Source organism: Mesorhizobium sp. M0590 (assembly GCF_040320905.1).
In the GTDB taxonomy this organism is placed as follows: Bacteria; Pseudomonadota; Alphaproteobacteria; order Rhizobiales; family Rhizobiaceae; genus Mesorhizobium.
The window spans coordinates 120287-137448 of the sequence record NZ_JAMYQN010000007.1 but is presented as its reverse complement, the minus strand read 5'-3'; the positions used below and the strand labels follow the sequence as shown (position 1 = coordinate 137448).

Sequence of the window (17162 nt, the reverse complement as noted above, 5' to 3'; positions counted from 1 at the left end):
CACGAAGTCATCTACTCTCTTGCCGGCCAGTCTCGCAGAAGCGTAATCCCAAACTTCGGCGCCGCTGCTTTGAGCCGCTCGATATCGGCAGGCGTCGGCGGCCCGACCACCTCTCCCTTGCCGAGTTCATGGCCACCTTCGGCGAGAAACTGCTCGAACACACTTGGCGTGTCTATCAGGATATAGCGAACGAGCTGATTGCCGGGATTCATAAGCTGGTGCGGGATGCCGCGCCTCAAAAACATGCTCTCGCCCGGCGAGAGCGTTCGGACCACACCGTCCACAATTGCGGTCAAGTGCCCTTCGATGACGTAGACCGTCTCGTCGTCATTCGCATGAACATGGATTGGCGTTTTCGTGTGCCCGTCGCTTCTGTTTTCGAAGAGACTCAACAAGCCTCCCGTCTGTTCGCCGGAGACCAGTCGCTTCATGACGATGCCTGCGAGCACGAATTCTTTTGGTTCAACATCCGTCATTGATCCAATCCTGCCAGGCACATTTGGTGGGCCGTCAAGCAGACGAGCGGCGCAGCGACATCCGGCAAACGTCGAACTGGCTCACGGGTTCCCGGTCGCCGGAGTTCCCTCTTCCCAAGCTCCGTTTGGACGAAAAGCCGGCTTCGTTCTCACCGGACATGCTGGCCGACATCCGCCAATTCGAGGGCGCCGCAGAGGTCCGCCTAATTGACGGCAAAGCTGCAACGGGCTGCCAGGCTCTCGCCGGGCCCAAGCACCGACAGTCCATTCCATTCGTCGATCGAACCACGATTGTGAGCATCGACAGGATGACTGACCGGTTCAAAACAGAAGAAGTCGCTCTCGTCCGATGGCGAATAGACCAGGTAGAAGTTCAAGGACGATGAAGCTTCAATCCGCAGGCTGCAACTGTGCTCCGGCCACGATATGGTAGCGACGGCGTCCCAACCGGCAAACAGATTGTTTATCCATCCGTTCGGCAATACGGCCGGGGCGCCGAAATCCCAATCGGGACGAGTTTTGATATCGACAAACCGTTCAGGGAGATGGCTGGGCAGTTCGAGACAAACCTGCGAGGCCGGCGCATGAAGCGTGGTCCGTGCCGTTCTTGGGAAACACGGATGGATGCCAAGCCCAAACGGGAGCCTGACCGGCGCCTGATTGACGATGCGAAGCTTCAGGTCGAGCCCCTGCCCGGCCAGGGCGTAGCTCACCTCGGCGCGATATCGGTATGGGCCGGGCCCGTTGCTGATGAGCGACAGCTTTGCGTTGTCCTGCGTTACGCTGTCGACGTCCCACTCGCTCGAAAATCCATTGCCGTGAATGGGAAATGGCTCGCCTGCAACATTGGCAGGCAGTTCGTGGAATTTTGAGTCGAATGTGAACCCGCCGCCCGAGATGCGATTTGACCATGGCAAAAGCAGGTTGCAGGCAAGGTCGAACGGGTTGCTGCTCCCGCCGTTCGGCCAAGGCCTGAAGAGCGGCACGCGTCCATGGTCCAGTCTCGCAAGACCTGCCCCAAGCGATGGGACGATTTCAGCAGACAGGTCTCCGCTTCTGATCTGGATCGTCCCGACCATCAGCTTCAGACGGTATCGGCCTTGGCAGCGGCGATCGGCTGTTGATGGCGACCTTTGCGGGCGACTGCAAGAAGGTCGTTCGACGCGATCCCGATGAGCGCTTTCATCTGATCGTGTGCATCGTCGGCCCTGCGCATCCTGATTGCCTCCAGCACGTCGCCATGCGCGCTCAGCGTCTGCTGGTAATTAGCGGTGGCCGATGTGGTCAAGCGGAAGGAGAAGCTGAGGGCGGCCGCAAGCATATTGCCGAGATTGGCGAATACCGGGTTGCGGCTGGCACGAAGGATGGCGGTATGAAACCTGACGTCGGCATCGAGACACGCAGCAAGGTCATCCTGCGGAGCAATGCGCATGGCTTCATATGCCGCTTCGATGACTGCGAGATCGCCTGACGTCGCCATCTTGGCCGCAAGTTGGGCGGCAGCGGGTTCAATGACCAGCCGCGCCTCGATCAATCCGCGGACGAAATCGAGATCGGGCTCGATATCGCGCATCCATTCCAGAACCTGTGCATCCAGCCTGTTCCATTCGCTCGACACGCGCACACGCGTCCCGGCCCGCTTGCGCGCCTCGATCAAACCTTTCGCCGAAAGCGTCAGAAGGGCATCGCGAAGCGCGGTGCGGCTCGCCCCGTAGATAACGCAAAGCTCGGCTTCCGTCGGCAGGACGGAGTGCTGGGCGTAGGAGCCGGCGAGGATGCGCTGTCCGAGATCGCGTGCGATGCGATCCTTGAGCGATGACGTGGTGCCATCTGCGGCAGGAATGTCCTGCTTGCCTTGGCCAGTCGAAGCGATCGCCGCGTCCATCGTCATGTCCTGTTCAAGTGGTACTCGGCAATTACCACAGCAAGTATCAGCAGCGAGCCCTTGGCAAGCAACTGATAGAAGGTTGGCACGGACGTCAGTATCATTCCGTTGTTGAGGACGCCAATGATGGCGACGCCCAGCAGTGCGCCGACGATCGTGCCCTTGCCGCCCTGCAAGGCGCAGCCACCAAGAACGGCCGCTGTGATGGCCTCGAGTTCCAGGCCTTGGGATCCGGATACGGGCTGCCCGGAGCCGGTACGGGCAGCCAACAGAATCCCGGCCAATCCGGCCGCCACTCCACTCATGATGTAGATGCCGACGCGGTAGCGGTTGATGTCGATGCCGGAGAAGCGTGCGACAACGGGATTGCCGCCCAGGGCATAGATGTTGCGGCCAACGATCGAGCGGGCAAGGAAGAGATGGAACACGATCGCGGTCAGCAAGAGAATCCAGATCAGCAGAGGCAGGCCGAGGATTCGTCCGATCCCGATGAAGCGGAAAGTGTCGCTGAAAATCGCGATCGATTGCCCATCGGACATGATGAACGCGATGCCGCGGAAGATCGCCATCGTACCGAGAGTCGCGATGACAGCGTTGACCCGCCCATAGGTGATGATGATGCCGTTCACGAGGCCGGCAAGACCGCCCAGGACCAGGCCGGCGAGAATGCCCGCGGCGGGTGATCCGGTGGCCTGGATGGCCATTGCCGTCGATACTGTGGTCAGACCGACAATTGCGCCGACGGCAATATCGAGCCCTCCGGCGACAATAACCACGGTCTGGCTCATCGCCAGAACGCCCAGGATGGTAATGCCTAGACCGATGTTCAGCAGGTTTCGGCTGGAGAAGAACACGTCGCCTCTCAGGGTGCCGAAAATGAGCACGAGAATGGCGAGAGCAATAAGAAGGCTTATGTTGTGAATGCCGATGCGCTCTGCGATGCGCAAGGAAGCGCGCCTTTTGCCGGTTTGCGTTGTTGCTGTCCTGAGCTCAAGGCTGTTCACTGAATTTGTCCTCCAAGCGATGCTGCAGATTGAGGCATGGCATGTCTCAGGATCGTGGCCTCGTCGATGTCAGGGCGGGAAAGTTCGGCCGTGATCCGGCCTCCAGCCATAACAAGCACCCTGTCGGCCAGCCCGATCAGTTCCGGCATTTCCGAGGAAATCAGGATTATGCCGATGCCGCTGGCGGCGAGCTCGTCGATCAGGCGATAGATTTCCGCCTTGGCGCCGATGTCGATGCCGCGGGTCGGCTCGTCGAGGATGAGAAGCATCGGCTGCCGCGCAAGCCAGCGCGCGAGAACGACCTTCTGTTGGTTGCCACCCGATAATTTCGAAACCTGTTCGTCGAGGTTGGGCGCCTTGATCGACATCTTTGCTGCAAGCGGTGAGACGATCTCCAGTGCCTTGCGCCGGTTGAAGAAGCCGAAGGTCGACGTTCTATCGGGCACGCAAAGCGAGGCGTTATCAAGAATGCTTCGGAACAACAGTAGCGCCTCGTGCTTGCGGTCTTCCGGGGCAAAGCCGATGCCCGCCACGATCGCTGCATGCGGGCTGTTAGGGCCAACGGGCACACCATTCATCGTTATGGTTCCGTCGACGCGCCTATCATAGCCGACAATCGCCTTTGCCAGTTCGGATCGACCCGCACCCATAAGGCCGGCAATGCCGAGCACCTCGCCACGGCGGACCTTGAGGCTCACATCGGTGACGTGGTCGGTGGTCAGGCCCGTCACCTCCAGCAACGGTTGCCCCGATTGCCACGTCTCGCGCGTAAACAGATCGGCTATGTCGCGGCCCACCATGAGCTTGGCTATGGTCTGCTCGCTGGCACCGGCAGCGGGGGAATCATCGACCAGCCGGCCGTCCCGCAAGACGACAATGCGATCCGCAAGGTCGATGACCTCGTTCAGCCTGTGAGAGATATAGACGATCGAAGTGCCCTCGCCGCGCAGCCGGCGAATTACTGAAAACAGACGGCGCGCTTCGTCGTCGGTCAGTGACGAGGTCGGCTCATCGAATGCGATCAGCCGGCCGCCGGCACGTATGGCGCGCATGATTTCGATCATCTGGCGCTGTGCCGGACCGAGTGTGCTGCAGAGTTGACGCGGCAGCATATCCTGCTGCATGCCGAAGGTCGCAAGCACCTTATCGGTCTGGTCCTCGAGCCTGTGCCAGTCGAGCAGGACGCCTGCCAGCCGCGGCAGTTCGCCGACGAAAATGTTCTCGGCCACGGTCAGGTTCGGAACGATCTCCGGCTCCTGATGGATGACGCGTATTCCGGCTCTGTGGCTGTCGCGCGGTTCGCTGAAAACGATCGGCGTGGAGCCATGCAGCACGGTGCCGGTGTCCGGTGCGAACACGCCCTCGAGAATTCGCATCATTGTCGACTTGCCGGCGCCATTCTCGCCAACCAGGGCAAGTACCTCTCCTGGCCGAAAGGCAATCGAGACATTGTCGAGCGCCTGCACGACGCCGAAGCGCTTCGATATCCTGTCGAGCGAGAAGAAATCCGATTGCATCAAAAGCTCACTCCCGAGGATCGTCCCGTGTGCCCGCCGACGAACTGCCGGCCCAAAGAGCGTCATGCGCACTGCGGCGCATGACGCATATCTGGTTCAGTGGCAGAGCTTGGCTTTGTAGTCCGACGCAAAATTGTCGGCGGTGATGTATTCCGGGTCAGTGAAGGATTGAACGGGAAGCTTCGTTCCGTCCTTGATGGAGGCCAAGAGAATCTTCACAGCCAGCGCGCCATGATTTTCCGAATTGAGCCACATCGTACCACGGAACGCCGAGGGCTTTCCGGATCCGAAGGCATCGCAGGCGCGGCTCCCGTCGATGCCGATCCCCATGCCCTGGTCTGCGGAATAGCCGGCATTCTCCAGTGCTCGCGCACCACCCAGCACGCCGTCATCGTTGCATGAATAGAATATCCAGTTCGTGACGCTGGGATTGGCCGTCAATGTGGTGGTCATCACATCGATGGCGTTGACCATCGTATTGTCGTAGGGGACGCGAACGATGCTGCCCGGCTTGAAATCGGGCACCGCCTTCAGGAACGCTTCTTCCGCGCCTTTGTTGCGCTGCATGCAGGTATCGGCCTTGCGGTCCTCGATCGAGGCGATGCGCACCTCTTTGCCCGCCCAGCCTTCAGCCTTGTAGAGCTTGGCAAGCTCTTCGCCCACCCGCGCACCGATATTGTAAGCATTCATGCCGACATAGGGGACCTGGGTGCCATCCTGGTAGTAGATGTCGTCGTCCACCGCCACCAAGGGAATTTTTGCGGCCTTTGCTTTCTCGGCAATGACTGGTCCCAGCGCCTTGTCGGGGACAACGATGGCGATGCCTTTCACGCCATCGCCGACCATCGTATCGAAGGTCGTGATCGTCAAATTGGCGTCGAACTGAACGTCCTGCGACACGAACGCGGCCCCTGCCGCCTCAGCCGCTTTCTTGGCGCCGCCGACTTCGGCGACGAACCATGGGTGGTCTCCCATCTTGTTGATGTAGCCGATCTTGATGTCGTCTGCGCTTGCTGTGCCACTCATCAGTCCGGCAGCCAATACCGCAAATGTCGCCAAAGCCTTTGTTGTGGTTTTCATGAATATCCTCCCTGAGAGCTCTATGGTGGTTGCTAGTCGTGGTAGAGAACCGAGCGCCCACCATCGATGGTGATCGTCTCGGCATTTATGAACGGCGCTTCGTCCGAAGCGAGGAAAACCGCCGTCATTGCAACCTCGTCCGGCCGGCCAATTCGCTTGGGCGGATGGAGGTCGTAGGCTCGCCGCTTCTCCTCGGCGGGGTTCGGGAATGTGTTCCAGTAGGCTTCCGCGATTGGCGTCTCGATATAGCCGGGGGCGATCGCGTTCACCCGGATACCGCGTGCGGCATATTCGATCGCCAGCGAACGGGTCAGGCCCAAAAGTGCATGCTTGGCGACCGGATACGGAAACGTATGGGGAATGATCTGGAAGGCGTGACAGCTCGCTATGTTGACGATGGACCCCGAGCCCTTCGCCAGCATCGTCGGCAAAACCGCCTTGGCGCAGAACCACGCGGCCTGGAGGTCGAGCTTGAGGCAGCGCTCCCATTCCTCATCCGGCATCATCAATGGTTCGTAGAAGACGTTGGCACCGGCATTGTTGACCAGAATGTCGACGCCGCCATAGGCCGTGATCGTCCGCGCGATCATGTCCGCGACTGCGGATGCGTCGGTGACGTCCGTCTCGACGAACAATACCTCGGCGCCTCCGGCACGCAGTTCGTCGGCGATCGCTTTGCCGCTTGCCGCATTCAGTTCGGCAATGACGGTCTTTGCCCCATGCATCGCAAAAGCCCGGGCGGTGGCGGCACCTATGCCTTGGCCGGCGCCCGTGACGATTGCGATCTTTCCTTGCAGCCGGCCTGCCATAGCATTCACCAGTCAACCACGGTGCCGTCCGGCATGACGGCATTGCGGGCATGCAGCACTTCCTGCTTAAAGGGGTGACGCGCGATGACGTCCTCATTGACGGTGACGCCAAGGCCCGGCAGTTCGGGCAGGTCCCAGCGGCCTGGTTTACGCTGAATTGGCCAGGTGACGACGTCGTCGTACCAGGCGACGGCACCGGACATCTCCTCCTGAATGACGACGTTTGGCGTCGATATGCCGAAATGAAGAGCAGCCACACCGGCGATCGGACCAAGCGGGTTGTGCGGCGCAAGGCCGATACCTGCGGTTTCCGCCATGGCCGCGATCTTCTTTGTCTCGAGCAGACCGCCAGTGTGACAAATATCAGGCTGGGCAATGTTGAAGGCGCGGGCTGCGATCGAGTGCGTAAATTCGCGGCGCCCAATCAGCCGTTCGCCGGACGCGATCGGCACGGCCGATCGCGCCGCAATATGCGCCAGTCCGGCAATATCTTCGGGTGGAACGGGCTCTTCCGCGAACATGATGCGGGCCGGCTCGATTGCCTTGAGGTAATCCATCGCTGCGTTAACCGATGCAGGGCGTCCGTGGAAATCGACCATGATGTCGATATCCGGGCCTACCGCCTCGCGAAGTGAGCCAACCATATTGGCAACGGAGTCGACTGCCTTGGCGGGCGATACGTAGTGGGTGTAGGGAATGCAGACGACCTTGACCGCATCGTAGCCTGCTTGCGTCACGATGCGTCCGCGTTCCACGATGGCATCCGCGGATCCGGTCTCATAGACCGCTTTCATGTCCCCGAGGCCGAGATGCGTATAGGTGCGCAGATAGTCGCGGACCTGACCGCCCAAAAGGCGCCAGACGGGGACGCCCAATGACTTGCCCAGGATGTCCCAGAGCGCGATCTCGATGCCGCTGACGGCGGACATTCCCTCGACGCCGAGACGCCAAAATCCGTGGCGCGTAAGTATCTGGTAGCACTGCTCCACGTTGCGCGGATCTTGCCCGATGAGCAGGGCCTCAAGGTCCTGAAGCGCCCCAACGACGGCTCTGGTCTTCCATTCCAGCGTTGCCTCACCCCAGCCAAACAGGCCTGGCTCGTCGGTTTCGACGCGAACGAAGACCCAGTTGCGCATTTCCGCATTGCAGACGCGCGCCTTGATGGCCGTGATTTTCATTGGTCCTCCCAGACCTGCCGTCTTTTTTCATGGCAATATGTATGATTTATTATAGGAAATGTTGACAAGTCAAGCGCAACGTCAATGTGGACCAGCGCCGTCAGCGGAACTGGCCCCTTGGAGCGTCGCGCCGATCCCGGGGCATTTTTCGACCAATCCTTGCCAACCAAAGGAAGGGTTCTCAGCCGCCGATCCGCCAACATCGAGACAAACGCGCGACTAAATCACCGCGCAGACCGTTTTCGTCTCGAGATAGTTCTCTAGGCCCGGTGCGCCGTTCTCATAGCCCCAGCCGGATTGCTTGTGGCCGCCTTTGGGCAATTCCGGCGAGAAGTAGGAATGGCAGTTGATCCAGACGGTGCCCGATCGGACATGTGCAGCAAGGCGGTGCGCAGCGGAAAGGTCGCGGGTCCAGACGCTTGCGGCGAGGCCGTAGGGCGAGTCGTTCGCATGGCTAATCGCCTCCTCAACATCGTCGAACGGCATCACAGCAACGACGGGGCCGAAGATTTCCTCGCGCATCATGCGCATGTCCGGACGCACGCCGGTGACGACGGTCGGCTCGAAGAAATTGTCGAAGCGCCGGCCGCCGGCGACGATCTCGGCGCCACCAGAAGCGCCATCGTCGACATAGAAGGCGACGCGCGCGGCCTGGGTCCCGTTGACCAGCGGACCAAGGTCGGTATCCGGGTCAAGCCCGTGTCCGAGACGCAGCTTTCGCGCCTCCGCTGCCAGGCCCTCCACCAGACGGTCGTAGATCGAGCGATGCGCATAGACACGCGAGCCGGCGACGCAGACCTGGCCTGCATTGGCGAATATCCCCCGCGCCACTCCGGGGATTGCGAGCTCCATTTCCGCATCCGGCATGACGATGGCCGGCGACTTGCCGCCCAGTTCGAGCGTCAGTTTCTTCAGATTGCCGCGCGCTGCGGAGACGATCATCTTTCCGACTTCCGTCGAACCGGTGAAGGCGACTTTATCGACATCGGGGTGTGCGGTTAGCGCCGCGCCCACAGTTTCACCGAGACCGGTGACGATGTTGACGACGCCGTCCGGCAAGCCGGCTTCGATCATCAGTTCACCAAGCCGCAGCGCGCTGAGCGACGTTTCCTCAGCCGGCTTGAGCACGATCGCACAGCCGGCCGCAAGCGCCGGGGCGAGCTTCATCGAGGCCATGAGCAGCGGCGAATTCCATGGCGTTATGGCCGCCACAACACCGATCGGCTCGCGCACCGCATAGGCGAAAATCTTCCTGCCTGCCGGCTGATGGCCGATCGAGGTGGGAATTGTCGTGCCGAGGATTTTCGTGGCAAAACCGGCAAAATAGCGGAACTGCTCAGCCGAAGCCGGAACCTCCGCGAAGCGCGAAGTCTTCAGCGACTTTCCCTGGTCGAGCGTCTCGATCTCCGCAAGCTCATCGGCATGGCGCTCGATCAGGTCGGCGATGCGCCAGAGCAGCTTGCCGCGCGCCGACGGCGTCATGTCGCGCCAGCTCTCGCCCTCGAAAGCAGCACGCGCCGCAGCAACGGCGCGCCCGGCGTCATCGGCTGTGCCTTGCGCCAGCAGCGCGAGCGTGCCGCCGCTCGCAGGATCGGTCGCGGGCAAGGTTGCGCCATCGCTGGCGTCGCACCAGCCGCCGCCGATCAGGTGCTGCATTCTAGGTTTGGCCAGGAACGCCTTGACGCCTTCGTGCCTGGGTTCGCCGTTTCGAATGGTGATCGTCATGTCCGCATCCCGCGACCGAGTGCCTCGACCGCGGCGAGAGCACCGCGGATGATGGAATGATAGCCGGTACAGCGGCAGATATTGCCTTCGAGCGCAGTGCGGATCTGAGACTCGTCTGGAGCCGGATTCTCCAGCAGCAGAGCGGTCAGCGCAACAGTGATGCCGGGTGCGCAGTAGCCGCACTGGAAGGCGTTTTCGGCCGCCAGGGCCTGGCGCAGGACAATAGCTTCGGGAAGGTCGTCGAAACCCTCCGGCGTGATGATGGTGGCCCGGTCGAGTTGCCACGACATGAGCAGACAGCCGTTGACCGCGCGATCGTCCATCAGCACGGAACAGGCGCCGCAGCGACCGATGCCGCAAGCCTTCTTGGCGGCGGTCATGCCGAGATGATCGCTCAGCAGGTCGATCAGGCGCAACTCGGCGGGCACGGCCAGCGCCTGGCGGCAGCCGTTGAGGTCAAAGGCGATCTCGATGTCGGCGCTCACGCCGCACTCCTCCGCAAGGCGTCGAGCACCCATTCTGGATCGACCGGGATGCGCTCGGGCCAATCCCCTATGGCGTCCGCAATCGCGTTGACGATGGCTGGCGTCACGGCGCCAATGCCAAGCTCACCGGCTCCGCGCGGGCCGAACGGGTCGTCCTCGTCCAAATCCTCCAATGCGAAGGTCGCGAGGCTTTCCGGCGTATCGGCAATGCCTGGCAGCATGTAGAAGTCGAGGTTGCCGGCAAGATACCGGCCATCCCGCATCGCCGCGTCCTCGGTGAGGGTGAAGCCCAGCCCCTGGACGCCGCCGCCTTCGATCTGGCCGAGATAGGCGGCGGGATCGAGCATCGGTCCGGCCGCGGTGTGCTGATGGAGGTCGAGCACACGTACCTGTCCGGTGATGCGGCTGACGGCAACGCGCGCCAGTGTCGCGCCGAAAGCGAAGATCAGGCGTGCATTGCCTTTCAGGTAGTCCGATTTCGGAAACTCGAAGCTGACGGCAGCAGCTGGCAGCCCGTCCGGAGGCAACGCCTTGGCAAGCTCGGTGAAACTCATGAGCAGTGAGCCGCTGTTGGAATGTCGCTCGACGATGCCGCCGGGCCCCAGCGCCAGCGTCCCGGCTTCACGGCAAAGCAGTTGGCCCGCTGCGGCCAGCAGGTCGCGCGCAAAATGTGGTGCGGCGACTGCCGCGACCCGCCAGACCACGTGAGTGCCGCGCGAGGCGGTAGAGGAACCGGATTCGGGCGTCGCCGCCGTATCGCCGGTGACCGGCCGGACATCGTCGCGACCGCAGCCGAGCGCTCCGGCTACGGCGGCCTTGACCGAGGTGAGCAGGCCCTGTCCCATCTCGTCCAGGCCGTAGAGAGCTTCGATCATTCCATCCGCAGCCAAGCGCAACGCACCCCCGGCCGGGTCCGGCGGCAGCGTGCCTAGTCCGTTGCCTTGATAGTTCATCGCCATGCCGACGCCGATCGTCTCATAGCCGTCGAACGACGGACCACGCGGCTTGGCCCAGATCGGGTCAGCAGCGGCGGCTTGCAGCATCTCGGCCAAACGTTCGGACGGCGCGACCTGCTGGCCGAGGTGACCGCGCGCGCCAGGCTGACGCAGATTGCGGCGCCGTATCTCGAGAATGTCGATGCCGGCGGCTTCGGCCAGCCGGTCCAGCTGGCACTCTACCGCGAAGGCCATCTGGTTGGCACCGAAGCCGCGAAACGCGCCGCAGACGCCGTTATTGGTGTAGGCGAGCCTGCCCGAGCTGAGGACGTTGGGAACGACATATGGCCCGCAGGCATGTTCGAGCGCCGTCTCAAGCACGCCCGGACCGAGCGACGCGTAGGCGCCGGCATCCGCGATCACATCCACCTGCTGGGCGAGCAGACGACCCTCGGCGTCGCAGGCGGTGCGCATGTGGATGCGCATGGCATTGCGCTTGGTGCCCGCGATGACGGATTCCGCCCGGTCGAGATGCAGCCGCACGGCGCGTCCGGCCTTCAGCGCCAGCAGGGCCAGGGCCGGCTGCACGGTCAGCTCGTCCTTGCCGCCGAATGCGCCGCCAGTCGGGCTGGTGACCACCCGTATCCGCTCTTGCGGCATACCGAGGATGCGCGAGAGCTGCATGCGGTCGCGGCGGCCATGCTGCCCACCGGCAAAGACGTTCAGGGTACCATCCGTACCGACGAAAGCGTAGCCGCCCTCGGTCTCCATAAAGCCGTGCATCTGGCGTGGCGTTTCGTAGACAGCCTCGACGATATGAGCTGCCTTGGCAAAAGTCGCGGCGGCATCGCCACGCGTGAACTCGAAGCTGCACTGCAGATTGCCTGAGGCGTGGACCGGCTCGGCTCCAGCGGCGAGTGCCTGTTGGGGATCGCTCACAATTGGCAGCGGCTCGTATTCGACGCTGACGAGAGCAAGCGCGCGTTCGGCCGTCTTCGTGTCAACAGCGGCAACGGCAGCAACAGCGTCGCCGAAATAGCGGACCTTGTCGAAGCACAGTGCAGGCTGATCCTGCACAACGATGCCGAAGGCATTGCTGCCGGCGATGTCGCGGTGCGTGACAACCGCTGCGACTCCTGGCAGCGCCTCGGCCGCGCTCGTATCGATGGAAACGATCCTTGCATGGGGAATGCCGGCACGCCGAATGCGCCCGACCAGCATGGCGGGCTCGCGATGGTCGGTCAGGTATTCGAGCCTGCCGGCGATTTTCGGCGCAACGTCCGGCCGCTGGTGCCAGCGTGCGCCGGTTTGCGACCGGGACACAAGAACCTCGGCAGGCGGCTTTCCGGACGGCACGGTCCGCCGGCGCGGCGAATGTGCTCCTTGGGACAACTTGCCGCCGAGCCCGAAGACCAGCGCATTCGCCGCGACACTGCGCCGATAGCGGCCGGACCGCCACAGATCGTCGATCGCCGGCGCCTCTTCGAGAATTGCAGCGTGCAGCTCGGCCCAATCGATCTCCTGGAGGCGGCGGCCGATAAGCAGCGCTTCAGCGTGGCCAAGGCGGGCCGCTTGCCCGCCGCCGCTGGCCGCGAGCCGCGCGATCGTAACACGATCGTCCGCCGTTTCGATCACCCCGGCGACACCGGCCATGCTTGGGGTGAAGGCGGCGCGCAGGCCGACTTTGCGATGGGTCCAGCGAGCGGCGGTTGGCTGCGGTGGAACGATGACCGTCTCAATGAGGCCCGCTGACGGTGCGTCGGCCAGCCATTGCGCGAGCGGCACGACGGCGTGTCCGGCCGGTGAGGCGATCTCCAGCTTCGCGTCGATCGCGAGCAGCGCCGGCAGAAGGCAACCCGTGCGCCCGGCGACGTTGCCGCCCAGTGTCGCGAGATTGCGGACGGCCGGTCCCGCCGTGGCGCGGACGGCGGCTGCGAGCAGAGGCAAAGTCTCGCCTATCGCCCGGTCGCGCTCCAAGGCACCCAGGGACGTCAGTGCGCCGATGCGCAAGCCGTCGCCGGCCGGTTGGATGCCCTTCAGGCCAGCGATACGGCTGATGCTGATAAGGCGCCGCGGCTTTGGCAGGCCCGTCGCCCAGCCGAGCTGCAGCGCCGTGCCCCCGGCGACCAGTTGCGACGCGCCCTCGCCTGCCCATGACAGCGCCTCGGCAACCGAGGTCGGGCGAAGCACCTGGAGACCCAGCTCGGTCATGTGGCTCCGGCGGCCGTGCCGAAACGGATGCCCCTTTCCTTCAGCCAGCGGCGGTAGGCGATGGAGGAACTGTCGGCGCGGGTCGGGATTTCCATCCGTGGCTCGAGTGGAAGGCGCAGCGGTCGCTGGTTCTCCACGATGATCCGGTCCTGCAGAAAGATGACCTGTTCGAAGTTGAGCAACGCCGTCTGCGTCGAAGCGGAATCGACCAGATACATGACCGGCTGGGCGCGGCAGAGGTCTTCCTCGATGGGCTGAATGAACAGCGCGATCGCGTCGAGCCGGTCCGGCGCCACGGGGCACACGCGATAGAGCATCACCACGAATGGGCTCGGCACGCGATAGGTCAGATGCACAAACGCGCCGGAGCTTTCCGTGGCGGCGATGCGTGGCTGGAAGAACGTGCAATTGGTCGCCCAGACCTCGTCCACTTCGCGACGTATCTCGCTCAGATAGGCCGGCACCTCCGTGTGCGGCTCCGAGCCGAGAATGTCGGTATGCACGAAGGGGAAGTGCGCCATGTCGAGGAAGTTCTCCACGACACGCAAACCCGAAGCCCGCATCGTCACCCAGCCGCAGGGCACGTAGCGCCGGTCGGCTTCCAGCGCCTCGGCGATCTCGAAGATCTCCTTCCCGGGCTCGCCCAGCGTCGTCCAGACGCAGCCATAGCGCTGCCGGACGGGCAGCGCGGGACCGCGGCCGCCGTCGTCCAGGACCTCCCGGACGGTGATTGCGCCCGCGGCGTCACGGACCAGTTCGATGTCCTGTCCAAGCAGCCGCGTGCGGCTTGGCGCGCCGCCTAGATCGGCCGCCGTCTCCACCGCGTACCAGTCGTCCAGTGCCGCCTTGTCCGTCGTCTTCATGACCGGGGCTCGCCTTATTGGGTCCACTGCAGGCTGCCGCCGGAATTCGCGGCGAGGAAGGCGGCGCGCCGGGCGAACAGGCCAGGTGCGACGCGATGGATTTCGGCAATGATCTCGCGCAGGTCGCCGGTGCGCAGCACGCCGTGCTCGACGAGGATCTCGCCATCGACCATCGTCAGGGACACGTCGCTGCCGCGCACGGCGTGGACGAGATTGTGGTGGAGATTGAAATAGGGTCCGTCGCGGAAGACCGGCGTCATGCGCGGCGTATCGGTGCGGACCGCGATGATGTCGGCACGCTTGCCGACCTCGATCGAGCCGATCTCATGATCGAGGCCGATCGCCTTTGCACCAAGGATCGTGGCCATGCGCAGCACCTGCCAGCTATCCATTGCGGCGGCGTCGAGGTCCTTCAGCTTGCCTAGCAACGAAGCCACCTTCATCTCTTCGAACATGTCGAAATTGTTGTTCTCCTTCTCGCCGTCCGTGCCGATGCCAACCGACACGCCGGCCTTCAGCATCTCGGCCACCAGCGCGATGCCGCTCGCCAGCTTCATGTTGGAAACGGGGTTGTGGGCGACCGAGACGCGGCGCTTCGAAATAAGCTCGATCTCGTCCCGGTCGAGCCAGACGGCGTGGGCGATCATGGCGCGCGGGGTTTCGAAGAAGCCAAGGTCATCCAGCGCGAACATCGGGCGTTTGCCGTAACGCCGCTCAAATTCCGCGATCTCGATCTCAGCCTCGCTGCAATGGGTGTGGAAGCCGGTCTCGTATTTCCTTGCGAGGTCGATCGCCCGGCGCTGGCCGGCCTCGTCCGCATAGAACAGATGCTCCAGCCCGACCCACACATTGATGCGCCCGCCCGCCTTGCGGTGCCAGCCTTCGATCATCGCCTCGTTCATGTCGAGCGTGTCAAAGTAGTCGTAGTCCGGATGCTCGCCGACATAAGGCACGGCGATGAGGCGGTTGCCGATCGCCTCGGCCGCCCTGGCGCTGCCCTCCATGAAACGCCACATGTCGACGACGGTCGTCGTGCCCCCGAGCACGGATTCCGCATAGCAGAGCCGTGACGCCGCCTCGGCCTCGTGCGGCTGCAGCACGCGATGCATCGGATTGATGTGGAGCGTCAGCCAGTCCCACACCGGCAGATGCTCCGCCGTGCCGCGCAGGAAACCGGAATGTGCATGCGCATTGACCAGCCCGGGCATGAGCACGGCATCGTCGAGCTTCTTCACGGCCACGGCCGGATGCGCCGCACGCAGTGCAGCGAGCGCACTGACCGCGGCGATACGGCCATCCTCGACCAGCACGGCGCCGTCAGGCAGCACATGGTTATTTTCATCCATAGTGAGCAGCGTGTCGGCCGCAAGGATGAGGCTTCGTGTCATCGCCAGTGCTCCGTGTGCGTTCTGTCGTTCATGACATCCTCAAGCTGCCGCGAGCAGGAAATCGGCGGCGCGCTCGCCGATCATAGTGGCGGGCGCGTGGGTGTTGCAGGTCGGGATCGTCGGGATCACCGAGGCGTCGGCGATATGCAGCCCATCCAGCCCGTGCACGGCGAGGCGGCTGTCGACGACAGCCATCGCGTCGTCGCCCATCTTGGCGGTTCCGCAGACGTGGAAGAAGGTCGAGCACGCGTCGCGGATAAAGGCAATGGTCTCGGTGCGGGTCAGTCGGCGGTCGGGTGCGGCAAAGTTGCGGAAGACACCGGCGTTCGCCTTTGCAGCCGCCATCTCCATCACCATCTCGACCGCCGTGACCATGGCGTCGAGGTCTTCCGGTTCCGCCAGAAAGTTCGGTTGGATTTCGAGCGGCCCGCCGGGCTTGCCGTCGAGCAACTTCAAGTGCCCGACGCTCTTCGAGCGCATGAGACCCGTACCGAAGGAAAAGACATCGCCGGATAGATCGTAGCGCGCGCGGATCGCCGGTTCGGCGCTGTTGCCCTGGACCGGAAAGGCGTGCAGGTCGGGCTGCGGCAGGTCCGGCCGCGACTTCCAGTTCACCATCGAGCCGCCGCCATTGCCCATTATTGGGCCGATCGGGCGCTTCGCGCGGAAAACGCAGGCCTGCGCCAGCGGATGATCCTGAAGATTCCGGCCGACGCCCGGCAGGGCGCAAACGAGCGCAATGCCAAGGCGCTTCAGTTCGAGCGGATCGCCGATGCCTGACAACATCAGCATGCGCGGCGTGTCGATGGCACCGGCCGCGAGCACGATGCTCTCGCGCGCGCGTGTTTCGCGGATTTCGCCACCGACTAGGTGCTGGACCGCGACGCATCGGCTGCCTTCGACCGTCAGGCCGATGGCCGCGGAACCGGTCAGCACCGTCAGCATCGGATGATCGAGTATAGGCACGAGATAGCCCGTCGCCGAACTCCAGCGCTTGCCGTCGCAGATGTTGAAATTCGCGGCGGTCGCCCCCTCGTTGCTGGGGCCGTTGGGATCGTCGATTACGGGGATGCCGATCTCGGCCGCGCCATCGATCAGCGCCTGCGCGACCGGGTGCAGTGCCGCCGGCCGCTCGACACGGAGCGGACCACCCGCACCCCGAAACTCGCTTGCACCATCGCGCCAGTCCTCGCAGCGCCGGAAATAGGGCAGCACGTCGGCGAAGCTCCAGCCCTTGGCGCCGCCAGCCTCCCAGGCATCGTAATCATGTGGGTGGCCGCGATACCACATCATCGCGTTGATGGCGCTTGAGCCGCCCAGCAGGCGGCCACGCGGGATGCCGATGGTACGGCCGTTCACGCGCGGTGTCGGAGCATAGTCATAGCCCCAGTCATAGGTGCCGCGGCCAAGCGGCACCCATTGGCCGGGGTCGTCGGCCTCCACGATCCCAAGACTCGTCGGGCCTGCTTCGATCAGGAGGACGTCGGCACCGGCATCGACCAGCCGCCGCGTCACCGCACAGCCACCGGAACCCGAGCCGACCACGACGTAGTCGTAGCTGGGTTTCAGCGCGCGTCGGGGGACGACAGGTCCGAGGGTGCCCATG

General features: G+C 63.4%; 14 protein-coding genes. All 14 read right to left on the bottom strand.

Annotation, left to right across the window (positions count from 1 at the left end):
* Positions 1-11: 11 nt before the first annotated feature.
* The 14 genes from NKI52_RS14140 to NKI52_RS14075 all read right to left on the bottom strand — a co-directional run bounded on the left by NKI52_RS14140 (position 12) and on the right by NKI52_RS14075 (position 17161).
* A complete protein-coding gene (locus tag NKI52_RS14140; RefSeq protein WP_352698319.1) occupies positions 12-476 on the bottom strand; it encodes a cupin domain-containing protein in 465 nt (154 codons plus the stop codon).
* Between the two features lie 203 nt (positions 477-679).
* Positions 680-1555: an aldose 1-epimerase gene (locus NKI52_RS14135; RefSeq protein WP_352698317.1), complete on the bottom strand. Its 876-nt coding sequence runs from the start codon at positions 1553-1555 to the stop codon at positions 680-682.
* 5 nt (positions 1556-1560) lie between these two features.
* Complete coding sequence (locus NKI52_RS14130; protein WP_245274602.1) at positions 1561-2361, bottom strand: FadR/GntR family transcriptional regulator; 801 nt, start codon at positions 2359-2361, stop codon at positions 1561-1563.
* A gap of 2 nt (positions 2362-2363) precedes the next feature.
* Positions 2364-3308 (bottom strand): ABC transporter permease, encoded by a 945-nt coding sequence (locus tag NKI52_RS14125; protein ID WP_352698315.1) that lies wholly within the window; start codon positions 3306-3308, stop codon positions 2364-2366.
* A gap of 53 nt (positions 3309-3361) precedes the next feature.
* A complete protein-coding gene (locus NKI52_RS14120) occupies positions 3362-4882 on the bottom strand; it encodes a sugar ABC transporter ATP-binding protein (protein ID WP_352698313.1) in 1521 nt (506 codons plus the stop codon).
* Positions 4883-4978: 96 nt separating this feature from the next.
* The gene (locus NKI52_RS14115; RefSeq protein WP_352571183.1) at positions 4979-5962 is read right to left on the bottom strand and encodes a substrate-binding domain-containing protein; all 984 of its coding nucleotides are present in this window, start codon (positions 5960-5962) and stop codon (positions 4979-4981) included.
* A gap of 32 nt (positions 5963-5994) precedes the next feature.
* Positions 5995-6771, bottom strand: coding sequence for an SDR family oxidoreductase (locus tag NKI52_RS14110; protein WP_352692140.1), 777 nt, complete (start codon positions 6769-6771; stop codon positions 5995-5997).
* A 5-nt stretch (positions 6772-6776) separates the two neighbouring features.
* On the bottom strand, positions 6777-7949 hold the full coding sequence (gene dgoD, locus NKI52_RS14105) for a galactonate dehydratase (RefSeq protein ID WP_352692141.1): 1173 nt from the start codon (positions 7947-7949) through the stop codon (positions 6777-6779).
* Between the two features lie 219 nt (positions 7950-8168).
* Positions 8169-9674 (bottom strand): aldehyde dehydrogenase family protein, encoded by a 1506-nt coding sequence (locus NKI52_RS14100; protein ID WP_352698311.1) that lies wholly within the window; start codon positions 9672-9674, stop codon positions 8169-8171.
* A complete protein-coding gene (locus NKI52_RS14095) occupies positions 9671-10159 on the bottom strand; it encodes a (2Fe-2S)-binding protein (RefSeq protein ID WP_352698309.1) in 489 nt (162 codons plus the stop codon). Before NKI52_RS14095 ends, NKI52_RS14100 begins: the two co-directional genes overlap by 4 nt.
* The gene (locus tag NKI52_RS14090; protein WP_352698307.1) at positions 10156-13305 is read right to left on the bottom strand and encodes a molybdopterin cofactor-binding domain-containing protein; all 3150 of its coding nucleotides are present in this window, start codon (positions 13303-13305) and stop codon (positions 10156-10158) included. The genes NKI52_RS14095 and NKI52_RS14090 overlap by 4 nt, the downstream gene beginning before the upstream one ends.
* Entirely contained in the window at positions 13302-14168 is an 867-nt protein-coding gene (locus tag NKI52_RS14085) for an aromatic ring-hydroxylating dioxygenase subunit alpha (protein ID WP_352692145.1), read from the bottom strand. The genes NKI52_RS14090 and NKI52_RS14085 overlap by 4 nt, the downstream gene beginning before the upstream one ends.
* Positions 14169-14182: 14 nt before the next feature.
* Positions 14183-15556 (bottom strand): amidohydrolase family protein, encoded by a 1374-nt coding sequence (locus NKI52_RS14080; RefSeq protein WP_352692146.1) that lies wholly within the window; start codon positions 15554-15556, stop codon positions 14183-14185.
* A gap of 39 nt (positions 15557-15595) precedes the next feature.
* Positions 15596-17161 carry a GMC family oxidoreductase gene (locus NKI52_RS14075; RefSeq protein WP_352635258.1) on the bottom strand — a complete coding sequence of 522 codons (1566 nt, stop codon included), beginning with the start codon at positions 17159-17161 and terminating at the stop codon, positions 15596-15598.
* Between the last annotated feature and the right edge of the window lies 1 nt (position 17162).